The organism is Arthrobacter sp. GQ119, from assembly GCF_059759125.1.
On the sequence record NZ_JCAXEA010000018.1, the window covers coordinates 20,635 to 42,478 of the forward strand.

Consider the following 21,844-nt stretch of genomic DNA (forward strand, 5'->3'; position numbering starts at 1 on the left):
TCCCCTCCTTCTTTCGTGTACGGCAGGCTGCGTGCCCGCGTTGGTTACGGTTCGAACTTGTAGCCCAGGCCGCGGACGGTCACCAGGTACCGCGGGAGCGAGGGGTCGGGTTCGATTTTGCTCCGGAGCCGTTTCACGTGGACGTCAAGCGTTTTCGTATCGCCCACATAATCTGACCCCCAGACCCTGTCGATTAGCTGTCCGCGGGTCAGCACCCGGCCGGAATTCCTGAGCAGCATCTCGAGAAGTTCAAACTCCTTCAAGGGAAGCGGCACCTGCTCGCCCCCCACGCTGACCACGTGGCGCTCGATGTCCATCCGCACCGGTCCGGCCTGGACCGTGGAGGAGACGAGTTCTTCCGGTTCGCCCTGCCGCCGGAGCACAGCCCGGACACGGGCCACCAGCTCGCGCGACGAGTACGGCTTGGTGACGTAGTCGTCGGCGCCCAGTTCGAGCCCCACGACCTTGTCGATTTCTGAATCCTTGGCGGTAAGCATGATCACCGGGACACTCGAACGCTGGCGCAACTGCCGGCATACTTCCGTCCCCGACAGGCCAGGCAGCTGCAGGTCCAGCAGCACCAGGTCAGCCCCGTTGCGGTCGAACTCCATGAGCGCATCCACGCCGTTGTCGACGACCTCAACCTCGAAGCCTTCCTTGCCCAGCAGATAGGACAGGGGATCGCTGAACGATTCCTCGTCCTCAACAATAAGAATCCTGCTCAAGCGGTAACTCCTCGTTCATGGGCGCCGGCGGCGTCCTTTGGTTCCTTGGCATTCTGCGCTTGGCCTTCCATCTCCGGCAGGCGCAGCGTGAACGTCGATCCCTGCCCGGGCTGGGACCAGACGGTGACCTCCCCGCCATGGTTGGAGATGACATGCTTGACGATGCTCAGTCCGAGCCCTGTGCCGCCGGTATGCCGGGAGCGTGCGGAATCCACACGATAAAAGCGCTCGAATACCCGTTCCTGGTCCTCGGCGGAGAGTCCCTCGCCCTGATCCGTTACGGAGATGGCGATCAGGCCCTCCTTGGCGCGCACCCCGATCCCCACGCGGGTGTTCTCGGGCGAATAGCGGATGGCGTTGTCGATCAGGTTGCGCAGTGCCGTCACCAGGAGGTCCTGGTCGCCGTAGACCTTCGCGTCGATCCGGCCGCCGATGACGATCTGGATGTTCTTGCTCTCGGCCGGCAACTGCGAGCGGTCCACTGCCTCCGAGATCACATCATTGATGTCCACGGGATGGCCCTCTTGTGCCACGTTTGCGCCCTGCAGGCGTGACAGTTCGATGATGTCCTGGACCAACGCCGCGAGACGGGCGGACTCCTTGTGCATGCGCGCGGCGAAACGGCGTACGGCCTTTTCATCGTCTGCTGAAGACTCCAGCGCCTCCGCCAGCAGCGAGATGGCACCCACCGGTGTTTTCAGTTCATGGGATACGTTGGCCACGAAGTCGTTACGGATCTCCTCCGTACGCGTTATCTCGGTCCGGTCATCGGCCAGGAGGAGGATGTATTCCTCGCCAAGCATGGCCGCCCTCACCTGCACGATCATGGTGCCCTGCCCCACCGGGCCGCGCTGGAGCTCGAGCTTCTTTTCCAGGATGACGCCGTCCCGGCGGACATTTGCCGTCATCTCCAGGAGTTCCCGGTGCACCACCGTGTGGCCACGCACCAGGCCGTACGCATAGGCGGCAGGACTTGCCCGGACCACGCCGTCAATGGCGTCCACCACCACGAATGCCTTACCGATGACGGCCAGCACTTCCGCGGCTCCCGGCGGCAGGGCGGGCTCATCGAATTCGACGTCGACGATCCTGCGCTGCTGTTCGCTGACCCTGAACGCGAGCACGCCGAAGACACCAAACGACAGGCCGAGCAGGCCGGCGATGACACCGATGAGCATTGGATCCACGGCTCAAGCTTATGCTTTCGAAACGTCTGAAAAGCTGCCGCGGGTCCATAACGCGATGGATTCAGCTAACGTTCATCTAGAGATGAGTAACAGTTCACCCGGCACTGGAAAAGTGGCAAGTTGGACTAACGGATCGGTGACACGAGACTCTGGCTGCCATCGCGGCGTGGCGGAGTTCCAAGGAAAGGACGCCTACGTGCGTAAGGTTTTTCAGGAAGAGCTCGCCCACGTGGGTGAGGACCTCATCGAAATTTCAAAGTTGGTCAGCGAAGCGATCGCCAAGGCAACCACGTCGTTTGAGGTCGCCGACGTCGACCTGGCGCAGGATGTCATCGCGGCGGATGCCCGTATTGACTTCCTCCAGAACAGCCTTGATGAGCGCGCAATCGACATCCTCGCTCTCCAGGGTCCGGTGGCAAGTGACCTGCGGATGATCGTGGGCTCCCTGCGTATGAGCGCGTCGTTGGAACGCATGGGTGACCTCGCACGCCACATCGCCCAGCTGGCCCGCCTCCGCTTCCCCGCCAACGTTATCCCGGCGTCCCTGACGGAGACGTTCAAGAGCTTTGCCGAACACGACATCCTGATCGCCAACAAGGTCACCCAGCTGCTGGAGACCAGGGACCTCGAAGTTGCCCGCGACATCCTTAAGGCGAATTCTGAGGTGAACGACCTGCACCTGAGCGTCTTCAAGGCCATCGCCCGCAGTGACTGGCAGGAATCCCCCGCCACCACCGTGGACGTCGCCCTGGCCAGCCGCTACTTCGAGCGTTTTGCCGACCACGGCGTGTCCGTTGCCCAGAAAGTCAGCTATCTCGTGACGGGCGCCTGGCACCCGAACAGCAGCGTCGAGCACGGCTGACAGTTCTCGTCCGCCCAAACGGCGAACGACGGCGGCTGGTCACCTGAGGTGACCAGCCGCCGTCGTCTGTTTAACGCGAAGTCAGGCCCGGCTGAGCTGCGTCTAAGGGAGGAACGACCGAGCAGCCAGCGGGATTCTTGACGGAGCTCTACTTCTTGCCCTGGTTGGCGACGGCCAGGATGGCCTCGGCCGCGGCCTCGGGGTCGAGGTAGGTTCCGCCGCGCTTGACCGGCTGGAAGTTCTCGTCCAGGTCGTACACCAGCGGGATGCCGGTGGGGATGTTCAGGCCGGCGATGGCCTCATCGCTGATCTCGTCGAGGTGCTTCACCAGCGCGCGCAGGGAGTTGCCGTGGGCCGTGACGAGGACCGTCTTGCCGGACTTCAGGTCTTCCTTGATGTCTGATTCCCAGTACGGAAGCAGCCGGACCAGGACGTCCTTGAGGCACTCGGTGCGGGGCAGGTCATCGCCCAGGCCGGCGTAGCGGGGGTCGCTCGCCTGGGAGAACTCCGAGTTGTCATCCAGGGGCGGCGGCGGGGTGTCGTAGGAACGGCGCCATTCCATGAACTGCTCCTCGCCGTATTCGGCGAGGGTCTGGGCCTTGTCCTTGCCCTGCAGAGCGCCGTAGTGGCGCTCGTTGAGGCGCCAGTCGCGCTTGACCGGGATCCAGCCGCGGTCGGCCTTGTCCAGGGCAATGTTGGCGGTGTTGATGGCCCGCTTCAGGAGCGACGTGTAGAGGATGTCCGGGAGCACGTCGTGCTCAACCAGGAGCTCACCCCCGCGTGCTGCTTCCTCGCGGCCCTGATCGTTCAGGTCAACGTCCACCCAGCCGGTGAACAGGTTCTTGGCGTTCCATTCGCTGTGGCCGTGGCGCAGCAGAATCAGCTTATAAGTCATGATTTTCATCCTAGCCGAGCAGACGCTGCTGCTGCCGAGCGTTACATAAATCGCGCGGTAGTCTGGGGCGGTGGTGCAGAAAGCAGAGCGGGTGACTCACCCCATAACAGGGGTCAGCCGGGCCAACCGCGGACGGCCGGTCGGCAACGTGACCCGCGGCACCACCAACCCCAACCGCATGCGCCGGCTGGACCGCTGGCTGGCCGGGCCGCAGGCCTGGCGGCTCCGGTCCGCGGCCGACCCGCTCGTGGTCGACCTGGGCTACGGCGCATCCCCGGCCACCGCCGTCGAACTTTTCGAGAGGCTTGCCGCTGTCCGGCCCGATGTGCGCGTCTGCGGCATCGAAATCGAGCCGGACAGGGTGCTGGCCGCCAAGGCCCTTGAACGTCCCGGCCTCAGCTTCGTGATGGGTGGCTTTGAGCTCCCCGTGCCTGGCCGGCCAGTCCTGGTGCGGGCCTTCAACGTGCTCCGCCAATACGAGGAAGCGGACGTCCCGGGCATCTGGCGGCTGGTGCAGGACAGGCTCGCCCCGGACGGGCTCTTCATCGACGGGACCTGCGACGAAATCGGCCGGCGCGTCACATGGATAGCGCTGGATGCCGCGCGTCCGCTGACCCTGAGCATGTCCATGCGCTTTGGCAGTTTTCAGCTGCCGTCCGATGTGGCCGAACGCCTGCCCAAGGCGCTCATCCACCGGAACGTTCCCGGCGAACGCGTCCACGGGCTGTTGCAGGCCATGGACAAGGCGTGGCTGGAGTCGGCGCCGCTGGCATCTTTCGGAAACAGGCAACGCTGGACGGCCATGTGCAGGACGCTGCTCGACGGCGGGTGGCCGGTCCACGACGGACCGTCGCGGTGGCGGCTGGGGGAACTCACCGTCGGCTGGGAAGCCGTGGCCCCGGAGGGCTAATGCCGGGAATTACCAGGGGCCGTACGGATCCCTGTTGCGGCTGCCGCCGCGGCCGGCGTCCTTGACCGCAGGGCGGACGTCCGCCAGATAGATGGATGCTGCCACGACGGCCGCCAAGCCGAAGAGGCCCAAGGACCCGAGCAGGCTGCCTCCGCGGTACGTGGCTAGTGCCAGTGCTCCAACGGCCAGTGCGCCGCCAGTGAGCGCCAGCCAGAACGTCTTGGTCCGTTTGCCCACGGCCTGAAAGGCGTTGGCCCTGTGACGGACACAGTCAAAGAAGGCCCACACCTCCAGCGCGAGAGCCACGAATAGGAGGATGAATCCAACTCCAGATTCGACATAGTCAATCAGTACTGTTCCGTCCACCTGTCAAGCCTAACTGGCCAAAGCCTCTAAAGCCTGCTGCAAATCGGACCAAAGGTCTTCAACGTTTTCGATTCCGACACTCAACCTGACCAGGTTCTCGGGGACGCTGACCGGCTCGGCCACGTGCCGGCGTCGTCGTTCAATGAGCGATTCCACACCGCCGAGCGAGGTGGCGGGCAGCCACAGCTGCAGGGCCCGGACCAGCTTGTCGGCGGCGTCGGGACCGGTGAGGTCCCCTGCCGGCGCAACCTGGATGCACAGTATGGAGCCGAAGCCGGACATCTGGGACTTGGCGCGGTCGTGGCCCGGGTCCGTGGCGAGGCCGGGATAGCGGATACCTTCGACCTGCGGGTGCGAGGCCAGCCGTTCAGCCAGGACTGCCGCGGACGCCTGCGAGCGTTCGATCCGCAGGGCGAGAGTCCGCAGCCCCCGCAGGGCAAGCCAGGCTTCGAACGGGCCCGGGATGGCGCCGTGGATGGTGCGGTGGTGGAGCAACGTATCCCGCAGTCCCTGGTTGGAGGTCACCAGGGCGCCCAGAACGACGTCGGAATGCCCGGCCAGATATTTGGTCACCGAATGAAGGACGACGTCGGACCCGAGGCTCAGCGGCTGCTGCACCAGAGGGGTGGAAAAGGTGTTGTCCGTGACAACGATCGCTCCGGCGTCGTGCGCAGCCTGGGTCAGCGCCCGGACGTCCGCGATGCCGAGCATGGGATTTGTCGGGCTTTCCAGCCACAGCATGGCCGCCGGGTTGCCGTCCGCGGGGGCGAGCTGGGCGATGACGGCGTCGGTGTCGGCGATGTCCACCAAGCGGAGCTCGAGGAAGCCCTTTTCCGCCAGTTCTGAGGCCATCACCAGCGAGCCGGAGTAGCTGTGCGTCGGCATCACCAATGCTCCCCCGGCGGGAAGGAGCGAGAGGGCCGAGCTGACGGCGGCCAGGCCGGAGGCGTAGAGGAGGCCCGGCAGCGCCGCACCTTCAAGCTGCCCCAGCGCTTCCTCGAACGGGTCCCACGTGGGGTTGGAGTAGCGGCCGTAGCCGCGGTCGCCGTCGTCCAGGGCACCGGTGCCGAAGTAGGTGGAGGACATCACGATCGGCGGGTTGACCGGCTCGTCCCGTTCGCGCGCGGGGCGGCCGGCGGCCACAACCACCGTCTCAGCCGAAAGGGATGCGGCATGGTGTTGGGAAAGGCTCATGAACAAAGGGTACTTTGGGCTCCCGCCGCGGGGAAAAGCGGTTCCGGGCGCGGGCGGCTTCCTGTCGGTGATTGTAGGTAGGCTGGATGAGTGAATAATCAGAGTCCCGGACTTTTCATCGCTTTCGAAGGCGGTGACGGCGCAGGCAAGTCCACGCAGGCTGCCCTGCTGGCCGGGGCTCTTGAATCCCGCGGCCTGACCGTGCTGCGGACCAGGGAACCGGGCGGAACACCGATTGGCGAAAAACTCCGCTCCCTCGTGCTGGACCACGGCCACGGCCACATCGATGCCCATACAGAAGCGCTGATTTTCGCGGCATCCCGGGCTGCCCACGCCAGCCAGGTCATCCGGCCCGCGCTGGAGCGCGGCGACGTGGTGCTGACCGACCGGTACATCGATTCCTCCGTTGCGTACCAGGGGGCGGGGCGTGATCTGGGCACGGATGCCGTCCGGAGCGTCAATGAGTGGGCCACCTCCGGGCTGATTCCTGATCTCACCGTGCTGCTGGATGTGCACCCCGCAGACGGCCGCAGCCGCCGCACGGCCGGTGACGCCGCAGAGGACCGGCTGGAATCGGAAGCCGACGAATTTCATGCACGGATCCGGCAGGCCTTTCTGGATCTTGCCGCGGCCCGTCCGGACAGCTACCTGGTGCTTGAGGCGCAGCTGTCCGTCGATGAGATTGCCGCCCGCATCCTGGACCGCGTGGAGCGGCTGCTGGCAGTCTCCGGCAGGAGCACCCGATGACGGTATGGGACGATCTCCAGGGCCAGTCTGCCGTCGTCGCACAGCTGCAGCAGGCGGCAACGGGTGATGGACTCACCCATGCCTGGCTGTTCACCGGCCCGCCGGGCTCCGGCAGGTCGAATGCGGCCAAGGCCTTTGCCGCGGCCCTGAACTGCGATCAGGACGACGTGTCCCGGCGCGGCTGCGGCGAGTGCCACGCCTGCAGGACCATCCTCGGCGAAACCCATGCCGACGTCGTTTTTGTGCGGACCGAAAAGGTGACCATCACCATCGAGGAGGCCCGGGAACTGGTCTCCACTGCAGGCAACAGGCCCTCGTCGGGCCGGTGGCGGGTCATCGTGGTGGAGGACGCCGACCGCATGGCAGAGCGCACCACGAATGTTCTGCTGAAGGCCATCGAGGAACCCACGCCGCGGACCGTCTGGATGCTGTGCGCACCGTCCCCGGCGGATGTCCTGGTCACCATCCGGTCGCGGTGCCGGGCCGTAGCCCTCCGGCTTCCCCCGGCCGCCGACGTCGCGGCGCTGCTGGTGAAGCGCGACGGCGTCGATCCGGCCGTGGCGGAACGCGCGGCACGCGCAGCGCAAAGCCATGTGGGGATTGCCCGCCGGCTGGCCCGCGACGCCGAGGCCAGGGAGCGCCGCCTGGAGACTGTCCGTTTCCCGCTGGGCCTCCGGGGCATTACGGCCGCCGTGATGATGGCTGATAAACTGGTCAAGATCGCCACCGAGGAGGCCAACAGCTCCAATGAGGAGCGGGACGCCGCCGAGAAGGCCGCACTGCTGGCCACGCTGGGCGCCCCCGAAACCGGCACTCTCCCGCCCGCGATGCGCAGCCAGGTGAAACAGCTTGAGGATGATCAGAAACGGCGCGCCAAGCGGTCCATCACGGACTCCCTGGACCGCACGCTGACCGACCTCCTCTCCTTTTACCGGGATGTGCTGATCATCCAGATGGGGAATTCGGTAGAGCTCGTCAACGTTGAGTTGAGGAGTGAACTGGAGGATTTCGCAGGCCGCTCGGGACCGGAGGTCACCCTCGCCCGGATGGACGCCATCAACAAGGCGAGGAAACGCATCACTACGACCAACGTCGCACCGCTTTTGACCATCGAGGCAATGGCCGCCGGCCTGATCTAGGCCAACGTCCAGTCCTGTCTTGCCTGACGCCGCCAAACGCTCTGCCCCAAGGAGAACCGCATGATGTCCACACCTCCCCTGACCCCGCGGTCGCGGTCGCTCGCGGCTGCGGTGCGGGCTGCCGGAGCGATGGCTGCGGTCCTGTTGCTGACGTCGTGCAGCTTCCTCGGGCTTTCCAAGGACGGCAGCCAGGGAAATGCCACAGGTCAGGCCGACCCCTCCATCGCTGCTGCGGCTCCGGAGGGGCTGGAGGATTTCTACTCCCAGAAAGTGGTGTGGGAGCCCTGCGAGGACAAGATGCAGTGCGCCAAGGTCAAGGTGCCGCTGGATTATGCCAAGCCGGACGGCGCAACCCTTGAAATCGCCGCTCTGAAGATGCCCAGCACGGGCGGCAAGAAACAGGGCAGCCTGCTGGTCAACCCGGGTGGACCGGGGGCCTCCGGCTATGACTTCGTCAAGGACGCCGGCTTCAGCAATTTCTCTGACAAAGTGCGGGCCAACTACGACCTCATCGGTTTCGATCCGCGCGGGGTCAAACGGTCGGCGCCCGTGGTGTGCCTGACCGACAAGGAACGGGACGAGGCGCGGGAGAAGATCTACGCTCCCGAGACGGACGCCGGTCTCGCCACGCTGCTGGCCGACAACAAGGCGATTGCGCAGAAGTGTGCCCAAAAGACGGGGCCGGTGCTGGGTCATATCGACACCGTCAGCGCAGCCAAAGACCTCGATGTCCTCCGGGCGGTCGTCAACGACGCAAAGCTCAATTATGCGGGGTTCTCCTACGGAACCTTCCTCGGCTCCACCTACGCCTCATTGTTCCCGGACAACGTTGGGCGGATGCTGCTTGACGGAGCGATCGACCCTTCCCTCGGCGCTGAGGAGCTCACTCTGGGCCAGGCCAAGGCCTTCGATAAGGCACTCCGCGCCTACGTCGAGCACTGCATGCAGCAGGAAAGATGCCCGCTGAGCGGGACCATTGACGACGGCGTGCAGCAGATCAGCGACGTCATCCAGTCAGTCACCGCCGCACCGCGTGCGGCGCAGGATGGCCGGGTTGTGGGCGGGAACACGTTTGTCAGCGGCCTTATCGTGCCCCTGTACGCCAACGAGAACTGGCCCGCCCTGACCCAGGCCCTTGAGGCAGCCATGCAGGGCGACATCAGCCTCATGCTCCGCCTGGCGGATCTGGGAGCCAACCGCAGTTCGAACGGAAAGTACACCTCGAACACGACTTTCGCATTCTCCGCAATCAACTGCCTTGACTACCCCATGACCAGCGATCCTGCGGCCATGCGGGCCGAGGAGCAGCGGCTCCGTGAGGCGTCACCGACGCTCGGGTACTTCTTCGCCTACGGCGGCACGAACTGCGCCAACTGGCCGTACAAGAACGTCCGGACCGCTCCCGCCCCGGCAGAATACACGGGCTCATCGCCGATCGTGGTGGTCGGCACCACAGGAGATCCCGCGACGCCCGTGGAGTGGGCGGGCGCCCTGAGCAAGCAATTGGGCAACTCTTCCCTGCTGACCTGGAAAGGCCAGGGCCACACCGCCTACGGCCGGGCCAACAGCTGCATCAGGGACGCCGTGGATTCATACCTCGTGGAAGGCAAGGAGCCTGCGGACAAGACTGTCTGCTGACCGGCCTGCGAGTCGCTGCATTGGGGCGCCGTTCCGGCGTCATTTTGACCCGGACGCAGGGACTCTATTACAGTTGACTCTTGCATGAACCGGCCGGGTTTTCCCGGTTGATTGGTGCGGTGCTTCCTTAGCTCAGTCGGTAGAGCGTTTCACTCGTAATGAAAAGGTCATCAGTTCGATTCTGATAGGAAGCTCGGGAAGAACCCCGTATTGTCGTTGATTCCGACGATGATGCGGGGTTTTTTGCTGGTTAAGGTGGGACCTCCGCCTGAGGTCAGGGCACGCTTTCTACTCCTTCCGGAACTCGCCGCGACGGTGCCGCGTTCGACGCCGCTGAACCTTCGCGTCACCAGCCGCCACGCGTCGGCGTATGTCCCTTTCGGGCATCGTCGGGCATTGCCATTTCAGCCCGCAGGCCCAGGAGCCGGATCGGACGGCCCGCTTCGATTCCGGCGGCGAGGTCCAAGGCCCGGGCGAGTATCTCGTTGCGGTCGAATGTCTCGGGAATCTTCTTCGCGTGGGTCTTGGTGAAGAACGGCGCGTACCGGACTTTAAGGGTCAGCCCAACCACGGGCCGCCCTTCGGCCACAACATCCTCAAGGACATGCGCTGTCAGCTCCCTCACGGCGTCGTCCACCTCGGCCGGCTCGGTCAGGTCCCGCTGGAAGGTGGTCTCCCGGCTGTGCCCGCGGGCAACCCAGGGTGTGTCATCCACGACGCTGGCGCCGTCCCCGCGTCCGAGCTCCGCGTACCAGGGACCCATTTTGGGGCCGAACTCCGGGACCAGGTCTTGGGGGTCGGACGCTGCGAGCTCGGCGACTGTCTTGATGCCGAGTCTGGCCAGCCGGCCCGACACTTTGGTTCCGACTCCCCACAGGTCCTTGGTGGGCCGGCTGCCCATGACGTCGAGCCAGTTCCCGGCAGTGAGACGGAAGACGCCGGCCGGCTTGCCGAAACCGGTGGCCACCTTGGCTCGGACCAAGGTGTCGCCGATGCCCACGCTGCAATGCAGCTGCGTTCGCTCCAGGACAGCGGCCTGCACCTGCCGGGCGTAGGCTTCCGGGTTCTCTGTCTCAGTGCCTATAAAGGCTTCATCCCAGCCCAGCACCTGCACGGTGGCGCCGGGCTGCGCGCGCAGGGTGGCCATCACCGTCTCAGACGCCGCAAGGTAAGCCTCCTGATCGACGGGCAGAATCACTGCCTCGGGCACTTTCCGGGCTGCAATGCGCAAGGGCATTCCCGAACCCACGCCGAACGCCCTGGCCTCGTACGATGCGGTGGACACCACAGCTCGTTCCGTGGGATCGCCCCGACCGCCGACAATGATCGGCTTGCCCGCAAGCTCCGGCCGCCGGAGCACTTCGACCGCCGCAATGAACTGGTCGAGATCGACATGCAGCACCCACCGGATTCCGCTCACGCCACCAGTCTGCCCTAAACATCCCCACCAAGCACCGGCTCTCCGCCGGGCTTGGCCGCTGAGCACCAAAACCTGCTCCTGTACGCGGACCGGGATCCCTTTTTGAGGACGCGCCCGCCGCTTAGGGGCCGCCTTGTGGGTCGGCCTGGATCAAGATTCCGCCCAGGCCCACGCCGCTGCGGGCCGTCCTTTTCCGACCGGCGCGGCAGGGGTGGCTGCCTTGACCAGCCGTGAGTTCCGGGCCAGTTCCCTACCCAGATTGGAGGTGTCGGGTTCGTTCTCCGAGGCGGCTGCTGAGAGATCGCGCATGAGGCGGGCGACGTCGGCAGTGCTGAACTTCTCCCCCAGCAGGGCGCGGGTGAGCATCTCGTTCACCCAGAGCGCGTCCAGCGCTGCTTTGGCGGCGGCCATGATGATGGCGGTGTGATCGAAGGGCAGATCGGCGGTAACGGCCAGCTGCTGGTAGACGACGCCCCCGGGCTCGTCCTCCGGGTCGATCACGGCAAGATGGGCGATTGAGAGGGTGGGTCCGCGGGGGTCACGGTCGGGGTTGTCGAAAGCACCCGTGTTCATCAGGAACAGGACATGCTCTTCCGGAATGTTGACCTTCGTTTCGAGCGCGCGGAGCGCTGCCTCCCCCAGCCGCTCCATCGGACGCAGGAGCACGCCTGGCAGGGCAGCCTGGCCGGCATACGGCTCGAACTCGCGGACGCCGAGCACAACGCGCCACTGGCCTTCGCGGAGAATCAGGGGCACCGTGTCGATGGAGACGAGCGGCTGCTGCGGAAGGTCACTCTTGGTCATGCGTCAATTCTTCTCTAAGTTCGAGGATGATTGCGCGGCGGCAGTTTCGGCCGCGCAGGTAGGCGCGGGCACCGAGCGGGGGCTGGCGTTCGAATGCATCCAGCTCCCGCTCGGCGTTGGCCAGGCGTGCGGCGACCGTATGCGGTTCCATGTCGGGTCCTTTCGTCGGTGCCGTTGGATTGCCTAGGACGCGATGTTGCCGAGGACTGCGCGGACGTCGGCGAAGGACTGGCGGCGGATGAACTGGCCGTTGGCCCAGACCGGCTGCAGCAGCGACTCCTCTTCCTGCTCCGGGGTGGCTTTCTCCACGAGGTACAGCTCGCCGTCGTTGTTGCGGAACACGGCCAGGCGTCCGGTGGCGGACTTCTTGGTTCCGTTGTCGGTGGCCGGGTCCTTGAGCAGGTTGTGCTCGACGTCGTTGATCCTGGCCCAAGTGGCCTTGATGGCCGAGGCGAGGCTGTCGCGGGTGACGTACTGGTAGGAGAAGGATCCGACCCCGAAGACGATGTTTTCAGAGGCGAAGCCCATGGCTTCCAGTCGGGTCCAGATGTCCTTGGCACGGCCGATGGTGATGGAGTCGCCGTAGATGAGGCCGATGTGCTTGTCGAGGACCTTGTAGCCCTTGGCGTTGGTGGTGCCGCCGAAGACGTTCCAGAGCAGCTGGACCGCTCCGTAGAACTCCGGGGACTCGTCCGTGGTGCGGGCCTGGGCGGCGAAGACGGCCCCGGGGCGGGACATCGTGCCGCAGATGATGTCTGCGGGATCACCGGAGTCGGGGCGGATGACGAGCTTGCCGTCGCGCTCCAGGATCCGGTCTTTCAGGGCCGGCAGGATCTGGGTGAGGACCTTGAAGAAGTCATCAGTGTCGGAAACCACGGACACGATGCCGGACTTGTGCTTGTCCAGGATGCGCTCAAAGGTTTCAAGTTCACTGGATTCGCTGATGCCTGCGCACATCACCGAGTGTTCGGTGGCCGGGACCGAGCCGAGAACCAGTCCGTTGTCCTTCCCGGCTTCAGACGGGTAGTAGCGGTTGACCCAGTCGAGGGTTGCAAGCGAATCGCTGCCCGTGAAGGACAGCAGGTGTCCGGCGCCGCTGGCTGCTGCGGCTGCCGTACCGGTCATTCCCCGGTAGGAGAAGTCGTGCAGCTGCCAGTTCACGGTCGCCCGGTCCACGCCTGTGACTTCCGCGGCCTCGTCCAGGATGCCGCGGTAGTGGTCGGCGATGGTCGCTGTGGTGGAGGGGTGCCAGACAGCGGCGGAGAGGACCGTCTCGATGTAGTTGACGAGCCAGAAGAATTCCGGCTCCGTGTTCTCGATCGTGAAGGAGGGAACACGCAGGGGCACCTTGGTGCCTTCAGGAACAGCGCGGAAGATCAGGGGCAGGCAGCCGCGGCGGTGCAGGGCGCGGACGTGGTCGGTCTCGATGTCGTTCGGACCGAGGATCGATTCGAGTACGGCTGCGTATTCGGCGACGGCCTCGTCCTCGTCTGCTGCGAAGAAGGGTGCGAACGCTTCGATGCAGTAGGACTGCAGGAAGGCCTGGAGGCCGAAGTGGACTGCCTTGGTGACGCCGTCGATACGGGAACCGCGGCTGGTGTAGTTGCTGAGGATACCGGTGGTCCCTTCGGGGTAGAGCGCGCGGTGGCCCAGCTTGTAAGCGTCCGTCTCAAACAGGGCGGCGGTGACGGACGGGGCGGTGATTCGGGTGCTGAGGGCGGTGCTCATGGTTACTTGGTCCCTTCGAGGAGGTGGTGAATCAGAGGTGAGACGCTGGCCCCGACTGCGGGGTTGACGGCGCCGGGGTGGGAGTCGGTGGTAAAGATGTTGCCGAAGTGCTCGTTCAGCGCGGCGGCGTTGCCGGAGAACACCCCGTGGCTGACCCAAAGGTCGAGGCGTTCCTTGTGCAGGCCGGTGGCTTCGGCGAGGCCCCGGAAGGTACCTCCGCCGTCGCAAATGTCATCAACGACCAGGAACCTGCCGTCGGCGGGAAGTTCTTCGCACTCGAAGTGCGAGAGCCGGCCGGTGATGAAGTCGCGATGCTTGGTGGCGTAGTAGACGGGCAGGCCAAGGGTTGCCGCAGTCTTTTCCGTCCGTTCCCTCGCTCCGGCATCGGGGCAGATGATGCCGGCGTATCCGGCCAGGTGCTTGCGGAGGACCTTCTTGATCACGGCGTCGGAGCGGACCACGCGCAGGTTGTTCACCAAGGCGGGCATCGTCTCGGAGTGCGGGTCGAAGCAGACGACCTCGTCGGCTTCCATGGCGTTGATCAGGTTGGCGTATACCCTCGCCCCAAACGGGTTGCCGCGGTCCTGCCGGGCGCCGGGGAGGTACGGGATGAGGGCCGTGACCTTGTGGCCGCCCTGGTGGGCGTAATCGATCCACATGCCGGCGGTGACGTAATCGTTCGCGTCCGTTCCGGTCAGGTACAGGTAGAGCGGGGTTTCGCCGTCCATGACCCTGTCGGTCTGGATGTGACATTCCCCGGCGGGGAAACGCATCTCGGTGGCCCGGGAGAAGGAGGTCCAGCCCTGCGGAAACTTTGCGAATGTCGTGATCATGTTGCAACTCTAACAGATTAATCGTCATTTGACGATTAATCTGCGGGAAGTGCATCGCTCAAGGTGATTTTCCTGACGCGTGACCAGGCCGGATCGTCCCTTGGCTCCGAAAAAGCAGCCCTCCGATGAGCCCGGCCAGGGCCGCCGGCAGGGCGACTAGACCGGCTATCTGTGGGGTCAGAGACGGGGGTGTCGTGATCATCGTCGCCATGCCGGCCAGCACTGCCGGCGCGGCCACGCAGATCGTTACCCACAGCGGGTAGCTCCGGACCTGTGACCAGACCGCTGCCGCAATCGACGCGGCAGACCCCGCGAGCATGAACAGCCTGCCCACGCGCAGCCGCTCGATGAACTCCGGGACAGGCTCGTAAAAGAAGAATGCAGTCCGCTCCAGAGAGATACCCGTCAGGACCATGGAGACGACAACCAGGGCGGCCCAAGGCAGGGATCTCCCCCTCCACCACCGGCGGACGACATAGCGTTCGTCGTCGTTCTGCCAACTCATCACAGGTTGAGCCTAGCCGCCTGCGGGACCGACCCAACCGCAAGGTTGACCACTATAAGCATGCTGTTCATGCACACTTTCCAATTGGGTCATATGGGCAGGCCTACGATTGCCGGCGTCCCCAACGACGAACAGAAGCCGAGGCTACGTCATGCCCAAATCACTTCGCAATTCTCCTGAGACGACACCCAACATCCGAAAACCCGAACATCCCTCCGCACCCTCCGGGTCTCCCGGTCCCCTCTTCAGCGGGCCGTCCCTGCTCAATGGACTGCGCGCAGACCTACCGTCATCACTAGTCGTATTCCTTGTGGCGCTGCCCTTGTCGCTGGGCATCGCCGCGGCCTCCGGAGCACCCATCATGGCCGGGCTCATTGCCGCGGCGGTCGGCGGCATTGTTGCCGGCAGCCTGGGTGGTTCGGTCATGCAGGTCAGCGGCCCCGCGGCCGGCCTGACCGTGGTCGTGGCCGGCCTGATCGAACAATTCGGGTGGCCGGCCACGTGCGCCATCACGGCCGCAGCCGGCCTGCTGCAGATACTCCTTGGTATCAGCAAAGTCGGCCGCGCGGCCCTCGCCATTTCGCCGATCGTGGTCCACGCCATGCTCGCCGGCATCGGCGTCACCATCGTGCTGCAGCAGTTGCATGTCCTGCTCGGTGCAGAAGCGGGCAAATCCGCATGGGACAACATCGAACACATCCCGGCGACCCTTGCCTCACTCAACGTGCAGGCGCTGATGCTGGGCGGAATCGTCATTGCCATCCTCGTGGCCTGGAAATACGTTCCGGCCCGCGTCCAGCGAATTCCCGGTGCCCTCGTCGCCGTCATCGTGGCAACCCTCCTGTCCGTCGTCCTGGCATCCGACGTTGAGCGGATCAGCTTCAGCGGAAACGTCTTCGACGCCATAGCCCTGCCCGAGCTCCCCACGGGAGAGTGGAACGCGGTCGCTATGGGTGTCATCACCATGACCCTGATCGCGAGCATGGAGTCGCTGCTTTCAGCGGTCGCCGTGGACAAGATGCACACGGGCCCCCGCACCAACTTCGACCGTGAACTCATCGGCCAGGGCAGCGCGAACATGGTCTCCGGACTCATCGGAGGCCTGCCCATCACCGGTGTGATCGTCCGCAGCGCCACCAACGTCGACGCCGGCGCCCAGACGCGCAAATCGGCAGTGCTCCACGGCATCTGGATCCTGGTGTTCTCCCTCCTCTTCGCCGGCCTGTTGCAGACCATTCCCAAGGCCGTCCTTGCCGGCCTCCTGATCGTCATCGGAGTGCGCCTGGTCAAGCCCGCGGACATCAGGACAGCACTGAAGACCGGAGACATGTTCGCCTACGGCGTCACCTTGTTCTGCGTCATCTTCATGAACCTCCTCGAAGGCGTCCTCATCGGATTGGTGCTAGCCTCAGCCTTCGTCCTGTGGCGCGTGCTGCGGCCCACGATGTTCGCCGAACCCGTCGGCGGACCTGAAACCAGCCGCTGGCGCGTGGTCATTGAAGGATCCTGCAGCTTCTACTCCCTCCCGCGCCTTACCCGCGTCCTGAACTCCGTACCGGCAGGAACCGACGTCTCCGTCGAACTGTCCACTGACTTCCTGGACCACGCCGTGTACGAAACCATCGAATCCTGGCGGAAGCAGCACCTCAGCACCGGCGGAACCGTGCATTTCGACGAACACGGCGACGAGGTCTTCCACGACGCAGCAGCCACGCCCCCCAGCCGCCGGCAACCCCGCACCTTCCCCCTGGCACCCCGCAAGGCCTGGCAGGAAGGCGCCGACCTCAACCCCGCCGCCCTGGATGGAGACCTCCCGGACCCCGTCCAGTCGCTCCTCCTTGGCATCGACAAGTACCACCTGCGCCACGCAGACCACGCCCTCACCCACGCCCAGGACATGGCCGAAACCCAGAACCCGGACACCCTGTTCCTGACCTGCGTGGATTCCCGCGTGAACCCGAACCTCATCACCAGCAGCGGCCCCGGCGACCTGCTCACCCTGCGCAACATCGGAAACGTCGTCTGCGCCGACAACGAGGACCCCTCCACCGAATCCGCGCTGAAGTTCGCCGTGCAAAACCTGTCGATCGACTCCATCGTGGTCTGCGGCCACTCCAACTGCGGAGCCATGAAAGCCGTCCTTGCCAGCCCCGGCTCGGGCGCTCACGCCGCAGGACAAGCCCGCGACGTCCTCGACGTATGGATCGACCACGCCCGCGGCAGCTACGAAGAACTCCTGACCGGCCACCCTGTAGCACAGGCCGCGAGAGTGGAAGGCTACAGCCAGCTGGACCAGCTTGGCATGGTCAACGTCGCCGTCCAGCTCCAGAAGCTCGAGAGCCACCCACTCCTCAAGGCCCCCGTAGCGGAAGGCCGCGTCCACCTCACCGGCCTCTTCTACGACATCTCCACCGCCCGGGTCATCCTCATCACTACCGAAGGCATCAAGAACCTGGACCCAGCCTTGGTGAGCGCCGGAACTGTTGAATCCGATACATCCGCGGTCTGATCCCGGTGAGTTAGGACCCCCTCCAAACACACGTTCACGGCCGGTCCTCCCCAAGGGCTGTCCACGGCCAGAATTCTTCGTCCCGCTGCGGACAGCCCTATCCGTTTCCCGACTTTTCAGCCCCAGGAGTTAACTATGACCACGACTTCCCTCTCCCGCCGAAACTTCCTCGGCGGCACCGCCGCGGCGGGCCTCGGCTTCGTCTTCGCCGGTGCCGGCAGCCTCGACGCCTTTGTGCGTCCGGCTTCGGCCGCGACAGGCACCGCCACCGGATACGGCGCGCTGGTCCCGGACCCGCAGGGCATTCTGGCCCTGCCCCCGGGATTTTCCTACAAACTCATTGCCCGCTCGGGACAAACTCCCACTGCCGACGGCGTCCACCCCAGCGACCCGGACGGCATGGGCGTCTTCGCCAGCGCCGACGGCGGATCCGTCCTGGTCACCAACCATGAAAACGGCGGTGAGGAGCCCTTCAAGGTCCCCGTCATCGAGGGAATCACCTATGACCCCGGCGCCATCGGCGGCACCTCGACCATCGTGGTGGACAAGGCCGGCAACCGGATGCAGCAGTACACCTCACTGGCCGGCACCCAAGACAACTGCGCCGGCGGCATCACGCCCTGGGGAACCTGGCTCACCTGCGAGGAAACCGAAGAACGCGCCGGACAGGGCACCAACACCAAGGACCACGGGTACGTCTTCGAGGTGGATCCGACGAGCCGGGAAGCGAACATCGGCAAGAGCCCGGTGCCGCTGAAGTTCATGGGCCGCTACTCCCACGAGGCAGTCGCCGTCGATCCCAAGAACAGCGTTATCTACCTGACCGAAGACGCCAGCAAGCCCAACGGCCTGTACTTCCGCTGGGTCCCGCCCAAGGGCTTTGTCCCTGGCAAGGATGCCCTGCGCAAACTCGCCCTCTCCGCCGGGGGCGACATCGCCGGCAGGCTGCAGGCAATGAGCTGCTCCCGCGATGACGAATCCCACGTGAACGACCTGTCCGAAGCAACCGCGGTCAACACGCGCTACAAGGTGAACTGGATTGATGTTCCCGACCGCAGCGCCAAGACCGTTTCCGTGCGCAAGCAGTTCACGAACGATAAGGTCACCCGTGCCCGCAAGCTCGAGGGTCAGTGGTGGGGCGACGGCGGGGTGTTCTTCGTCTCCAGCTTCGCACGCGTCGTCGACGGCAGCGTCAACGAACACGACGGTCAGGTGTGGTTCTACGATCCCGACACCGAGAGCATCACCCTCAAGACCATCTTCGGCGTCAATCCGAACGTTAACGTGGATAACGGCAACTTCGACGGCCCCGACAACATCACCGTCTCCACCCACGGAGGCCTGATCCTGGCCGAAGACGGCGACGGCGTCTCCCACCTCGTCGGCGTCACCGAGCAGGGCGACCCCTACCCGCTGGCCCGCAACGAATACAACGACAGCGAGTTCTGCGGCCCGGCGTTCAGCGCCGACGGCCAGACTCTCTTCGTGAACATCCAATCCCCAGGATTCACCTTGGCCATCACCGGCCCCTGGGACAGCCCCGACAACGCAGCGTAAACTCCCTTAACCCTGTACGGATTCCGCCCGCAGCCAGGCCTTGGCAGCGGGCGGAATCCCGTTTAAGCACGGCAAAGTCCTGCAATTTTTGCGGCCAGATATTTGCAAGATTATACCCCCTGGGGGTATATTGAGTGTGTTGTCAGTGAAGTGGTATGTCCAGGCCGGTGCATCGCATCGCCGTCACAGCCGTTCAACCCCAGCGCCATAACTTCTTCTCAAGGAATGGAACTGACATGTGCGGAAATGAATCCCGTAAAGAACTCCCAGTGGTGTCCGCCGACCCGGGCTGCAGCTGCTGCTCACAGGAGGCCACAGACCCCTTGGCTGCCACCGGAGATGCCGAATATGCCCTTGAAGGGCTGACGTGCAGTCACTGCGTCGCGACAGTTGAGCAGGCCCTCGCCTCCGTGAAGGGCGTGCAAGCCGCATCTGTCGCCCTCGTCCCCGGCGGCCGCTCCCGCCTGGTCATCTCCGGATCTGCGCCCCGCGAGGCGATCCGTGACGCCGTCGCCTCCACCGGATACAGCCTGGTCCCCCGCTAGTCCGGTCCGCTGTCCTGGGAGATCCCGTCCGCAGGACCGCCCACATCCTCAGAGGGAGGAACCATGGAAGATCACACTCAGCACCATAACCACCAAGACCACACTGCACACGACGCCGGCAGCGGCGCGGCGTCGACGGCGTCCCCTCCGGCGGCGCTGGCAACCGCACCCGGACGCCGCAGCCAGGCAGGCCACGGCGCCCAGGATGACCACGTGGTGCACAGCCACGGCCAGCACGCCGGGCACAGCACGGCCATGTTCAAGGACAGGTTCTGGCTGACACTCGTCCTGTCTGTGCCGGTGGTGTACTTCAGCCCGATGTTCGGGCACCTGCTCGGCTACATGCCGCCCGGTTTCCCGGGCTCGACCTGGATCCCTCCCGTCCTGGGAACGGTGATCTTCCTCTACGGAGGCCAGCCATTCCTCAAAGGCGGCCTGAACGAGCTGAGGACCCGGAAGCCAGGGATGATGCTGCTCATCGGCATGGCCATCACGGTCGCCTTCGTTGCTTCCTGGGTGACGAGCCTGGGGATCGGCGGCTTCGATCTGGACTTCTGGTGGGAGCTGGCCCTGCTGGTAGCCATCATGCTGCTGGGCCACTGGATCGAAATGCGCGCCCTCGGCTCCGCCCAGGGCGCGCTCGACGCACTGGCCGCCCTGCTGCCCGATGAGGCCGAACGCATCACCTCCACGGGCACGGAAACGGTCAGCGTCACAGACCTTCAGCCCGGGGATACAGTGCTGGTTCGTTCCGGCGCCCGCATGCCCGCAGACGGCACCATCATCGACGGCCAGGCCGAATTCGACGAGTCTATGATCACCGGCGAATCCAAGACCGTGCTCCGGTCCGCCGGTGATTCCGTCGTCGCTGGAACGGTCGCCACGGACAACACGGTCAGGGTCCGCGTTACCGCCGTGGGAGATGACACTGCGCTGGCCGGCATTCAGCGCCTGGTTGCCGAGGCGCAGGCCTCATCCTCCAAAGCCCAGGCGCTGGCCGATTGGGCCGCGGCCTTCCTGTTCTACTTCGCAACGGCTGCCGGTGCCATCACCTTCATCGCCTGGACGCTGCTGGGCAGTGTTCCGGATGCCGTCACCCGGACCGTGACCGTACTGGTCATCGCATGCCCGCATGCCCTGGGCCTGGCAATCCCGCTGGTTATCGCCATCTCCACCGAGCAGGCAGCCCGCGCAGGCGTACTGATCAAGAACCGGATGGCCCTGGAGCGCATGCGCACCGTCGACGTTGTCCTCTTCGACAAAACCGGCACCCTGACCAAGGGCGCACCCGAGCTCAAAGACGTTGCCGCTGCGGAGGGCATCGGCCGTGAGGAACTGCTGGCCTTGGCCGCCGCCGTCGAGTCCGACAGCGAACACCCTGTGGCGCGCGCCATCGTCCGGGCAGCCCGCCAGCAGGGCCTGGACCTCCCGCAGGCCACAGGCTTCACGTCCATGACAGGCCGGGGTGTCCGCGCCACCGTCGGGGACCGGACTGTCCAGGTCGGCGGCCCGGCACTGCTGAAGGAACTGCGCAGCACGGAACCCGAAGCCCTGTCAGCGGCCACCCGGACGTGGATGGACCGCGGCGCAGCCGTGCTGCACATCGTGGACGGAAACCGGATTCTGGGCGCGGTCAGCCTGGAAGACGCGGTCCGGGAAGAATCACGCCAGGCTGTCGCGGCCCTGCAAAGACGGGGCATCAAGGTCGCCATGATCACCGGCGACGCCCGCCAGGTCGCCGCCGCCGTCGCCGCCGAGCTGAACATCGGCGAGGTCTTCGCCGAGGTCCTTCCCGCCGACAAGGACAAGAAGGTCGCGGAGCTGCAGGCACGCGGGATGAGAGTAGCCATGGTTGGTGACGGCGTGAACGACTCCCCGGCACTGGCCAGGGCGGAGGTCGGCATCGCCATCGGTGCCGGCACCGATGTGGCGATGGAATCAGCCGGGGTGGTGCTGGCAGGCAACGACCCCCGGGCGGTCCTGTCGATGGTCGATCTGTCCCGTGCCAGCTACCGGAAGATGTGGCAAAACCTGGTGTGGGCCACCGGCTACAACATCATTTCCGTCCCGCTGGCCGCCGGAGTGCTGGCCTTTGCCGGCGTCGTCCTCTCCCCTGCCGCGGGCGCCGTGCTGATGTCCGCCTCCACCATCGTGGTTGCGCTCAATGCCCAGCTGCTGCGGCGGGTGAAACTCAACCCCGCCGCGGTTCGTTGACCCACCGGCGCTAAAGCACCGGCCACCGGTCAAGGCCGGTAGCCTAAACACCAGCCCGAACGGAAG

At 65.2% G+C, this 21,844-nt stretch carries 20 protein-coding genes and 1 tRNA gene; 10 read left to right on the forward strand and 11 right to left on the reverse strand.

The annotated features are described in order from the left end of the window. Nucleotides 1-44: 44 nt before the first annotated feature. Both AC6CH3_RS16555 and AC6CH3_RS16560 read right to left on the reverse strand, forming a co-directional pair. Nucleotides 45-725: a response regulator gene (locus AC6CH3_RS16555; RefSeq protein WP_400580016.1), complete on the reverse strand. Its 681-nt coding sequence runs from the start codon at nucleotides 723-725 to the stop codon at nucleotides 45-47. Beyond that, nucleotides 722-1,903 (reverse strand): sensor histidine kinase, encoded by a 1,182-nt coding sequence (locus AC6CH3_RS16560; RefSeq protein ID WP_400580050.1) that lies wholly within the window; start codon nucleotides 1,901-1,903, stop codon nucleotides 722-724. The genes AC6CH3_RS16555 and AC6CH3_RS16560 overlap by 4 nt, the downstream gene beginning before the upstream one ends. A 205-nt stretch (nucleotides 1,904-2,108) precedes the next feature. Between AC6CH3_RS16560 and phoU the strand changes: the two genes are divergently transcribed. After that, on the forward strand, nucleotides 2,109-2,774 hold the full coding sequence (gene phoU, locus AC6CH3_RS16565; RefSeq protein WP_498133452.1) for a phosphate signaling complex protein PhoU: 666 nt from the start codon (nucleotides 2,109-2,111) through the stop codon (nucleotides 2,772-2,774). 148 nt (nucleotides 2,775-2,922) lie between these two features. Here the strand turns inward: phoU and AC6CH3_RS16570 are convergent, their stop codons facing one another. Beyond that, nucleotides 2,923-3,669, reverse strand: coding sequence for a phosphoglyceromutase (locus tag AC6CH3_RS16570; RefSeq protein ID WP_498133453.1), 747 nt, complete (start codon nucleotides 3,667-3,669; stop codon nucleotides 2,923-2,925). Nucleotides 3,670-3,739: 70 nt separating this feature from the next. Here AC6CH3_RS16570 and AC6CH3_RS16575 point away from each other — a divergent pair, with 70 nt between their 5' ends. Further along, nucleotides 3,740-4,579 carry a class I SAM-dependent methyltransferase gene (locus AC6CH3_RS16575; protein WP_498133454.1) on the forward strand — a complete coding sequence of 280 codons (840 nt, stop codon included), beginning with the start codon at nucleotides 3,740-3,742 and terminating at the stop codon, nucleotides 4,577-4,579. 9 nt (nucleotides 4,580-4,588) lie between these two features. Here the strand turns inward: AC6CH3_RS16575 and AC6CH3_RS16580 are convergent, their stop codons facing one another. Further along, nucleotides 4,589-4,945: a DUF2516 family protein gene (locus AC6CH3_RS16580; protein ID WP_400580009.1), complete on the reverse strand. Its 357-nt coding sequence runs from the start codon at nucleotides 4,943-4,945 to the stop codon at nucleotides 4,589-4,591. A gap of 9 nt (nucleotides 4,946-4,954) precedes the next feature. Continuing rightward, entirely contained in the window at nucleotides 4,955-6,139 is a 1,185-nt protein-coding gene (locus AC6CH3_RS16585; RefSeq protein ID WP_498133455.1) for a trans-sulfuration enzyme family protein, read from the reverse strand. Nucleotides 6,140-6,229: 90 nt separating this feature from the next. Between AC6CH3_RS16585 and tmk the strand changes: the two genes are divergently transcribed. From tmk to AC6CH3_RS16605, 4 genes are all read left to right on the forward strand, one after another. Next, on the forward strand, nucleotides 6,230-6,886 hold the full coding sequence (gene tmk, locus AC6CH3_RS16590) for a dTMP kinase (RefSeq protein WP_498133456.1): 657 nt from the start codon (nucleotides 6,230-6,232) through the stop codon (nucleotides 6,884-6,886). Then, nucleotides 6,883-8,025 carry a DNA polymerase III subunit delta' gene (locus AC6CH3_RS16595; RefSeq protein ID WP_498133457.1) on the forward strand — a complete coding sequence of 381 codons (1,143 nt, stop codon included), beginning with the start codon at nucleotides 6,883-6,885 and terminating at the stop codon, nucleotides 8,023-8,025. Before tmk ends, AC6CH3_RS16595 begins: the two co-directional genes overlap by 4 nt. 63 nt (nucleotides 8,026-8,088) lie before the next feature. Continuing rightward, the gene (locus AC6CH3_RS16600; protein WP_498133547.1) at nucleotides 8,089-9,663 is read left to right on the forward strand and encodes an alpha/beta hydrolase; all 1,575 of its coding nucleotides are present in this window, start codon (nucleotides 8,089-8,091) and stop codon (nucleotides 9,661-9,663) included. A gap of 121 nt (nucleotides 9,664-9,784) precedes the next feature. Next, nucleotides 9,785-9,857 (forward strand) — tRNA-Thr (locus tag AC6CH3_RS16605). Between the two features lie 152 nt (nucleotides 9,858-10,009). On the opposite strand, the gene AC6CH3_RS16610 is transcribed toward AC6CH3_RS16605, so the two are convergent. The 6 genes from AC6CH3_RS16610 to AC6CH3_RS16635 form a co-directional block, all read right to left on the reverse strand. After that, on the reverse strand, nucleotides 10,010-11,083 hold the full coding sequence (locus AC6CH3_RS16610) for a DNA polymerase IV (RefSeq protein WP_498133458.1): 1,074 nt from the start codon (nucleotides 11,081-11,083) through the stop codon (nucleotides 10,010-10,012). Between the two features lie 150 nt (nucleotides 11,084-11,233). Then, nucleotides 11,234-11,887, reverse strand: coding sequence for a hypothetical protein (locus tag AC6CH3_RS16615; RefSeq protein ID WP_498133459.1), 654 nt, complete (start codon nucleotides 11,885-11,887; stop codon nucleotides 11,234-11,236). After that, nucleotides 11,874-12,038, reverse strand: a complete 165-nt coding sequence (locus AC6CH3_RS16620) for a hypothetical protein (protein WP_498133460.1) — start codon at nucleotides 12,036-12,038, stop codon at nucleotides 11,874-11,876. The genes AC6CH3_RS16615 and AC6CH3_RS16620 overlap by 14 nt, the downstream gene beginning before the upstream one ends. A 32-nt stretch (nucleotides 12,039-12,070) precedes the next feature. Further along, entirely contained in the window at nucleotides 12,071-13,615 is a 1,545-nt protein-coding gene (locus tag AC6CH3_RS16625; protein WP_498133461.1) for a nicotinate phosphoribosyltransferase, read from the reverse strand. A gap of 2 nt (nucleotides 13,616-13,617) precedes the next feature. Beyond that, on the reverse strand, nucleotides 13,618-14,448 hold the full coding sequence (locus AC6CH3_RS16630) for a ribose-phosphate pyrophosphokinase-like domain-containing protein (RefSeq protein WP_498133462.1): 831 nt from the start codon (nucleotides 14,446-14,448) through the stop codon (nucleotides 13,618-13,620). 58 nt (nucleotides 14,449-14,506) lie between these two features. Continuing rightward, nucleotides 14,507-14,956: a hypothetical protein gene (locus tag AC6CH3_RS16635; RefSeq protein ID WP_498133463.1), complete on the reverse strand. Its 450-nt coding sequence runs from the start codon at nucleotides 14,954-14,956 to the stop codon at nucleotides 14,507-14,509. A 148-nt stretch (nucleotides 14,957-15,104) separates the two neighbouring features. Between AC6CH3_RS16635 and AC6CH3_RS16640 the strand changes: the two genes are divergently transcribed. From AC6CH3_RS16640 to AC6CH3_RS16655, 4 genes are all read left to right on the forward strand, one after another. After that, the gene (locus tag AC6CH3_RS16640) at nucleotides 15,105-17,462 is read left to right on the forward strand and encodes a SulP family inorganic anion transporter (RefSeq protein WP_498133464.1); all 2,358 of its coding nucleotides are present in this window, start codon (nucleotides 15,105-15,107) and stop codon (nucleotides 17,460-17,462) included. Nucleotides 17,463-17,597: 135 nt separating this feature from the next. Further along, the gene (locus AC6CH3_RS16645) at nucleotides 17,598-19,019 is read left to right on the forward strand and encodes an alkaline phosphatase PhoX (protein ID WP_498133465.1); all 1,422 of its coding nucleotides are present in this window, start codon (nucleotides 17,598-17,600) and stop codon (nucleotides 19,017-19,019) included. Between the two features lie 323 nt (nucleotides 19,020-19,342). After that, on the forward strand, nucleotides 19,343-19,564 hold the full coding sequence (locus tag AC6CH3_RS16650) for a heavy-metal-associated domain-containing protein (protein ID WP_498133466.1): 222 nt from the start codon (nucleotides 19,343-19,345) through the stop codon (nucleotides 19,562-19,564). A 63-nt stretch (nucleotides 19,565-19,627) separates the two neighbouring features. Then, nucleotides 19,628-21,778 carry a heavy metal translocating P-type ATPase gene (locus AC6CH3_RS16655; RefSeq protein ID WP_498133467.1) on the forward strand — a complete coding sequence of 717 codons (2,151 nt, stop codon included), beginning with the start codon at nucleotides 19,628-19,630 and terminating at the stop codon, nucleotides 21,776-21,778. Nucleotides 21,779-21,844: the final 66 nt, after the last annotated feature.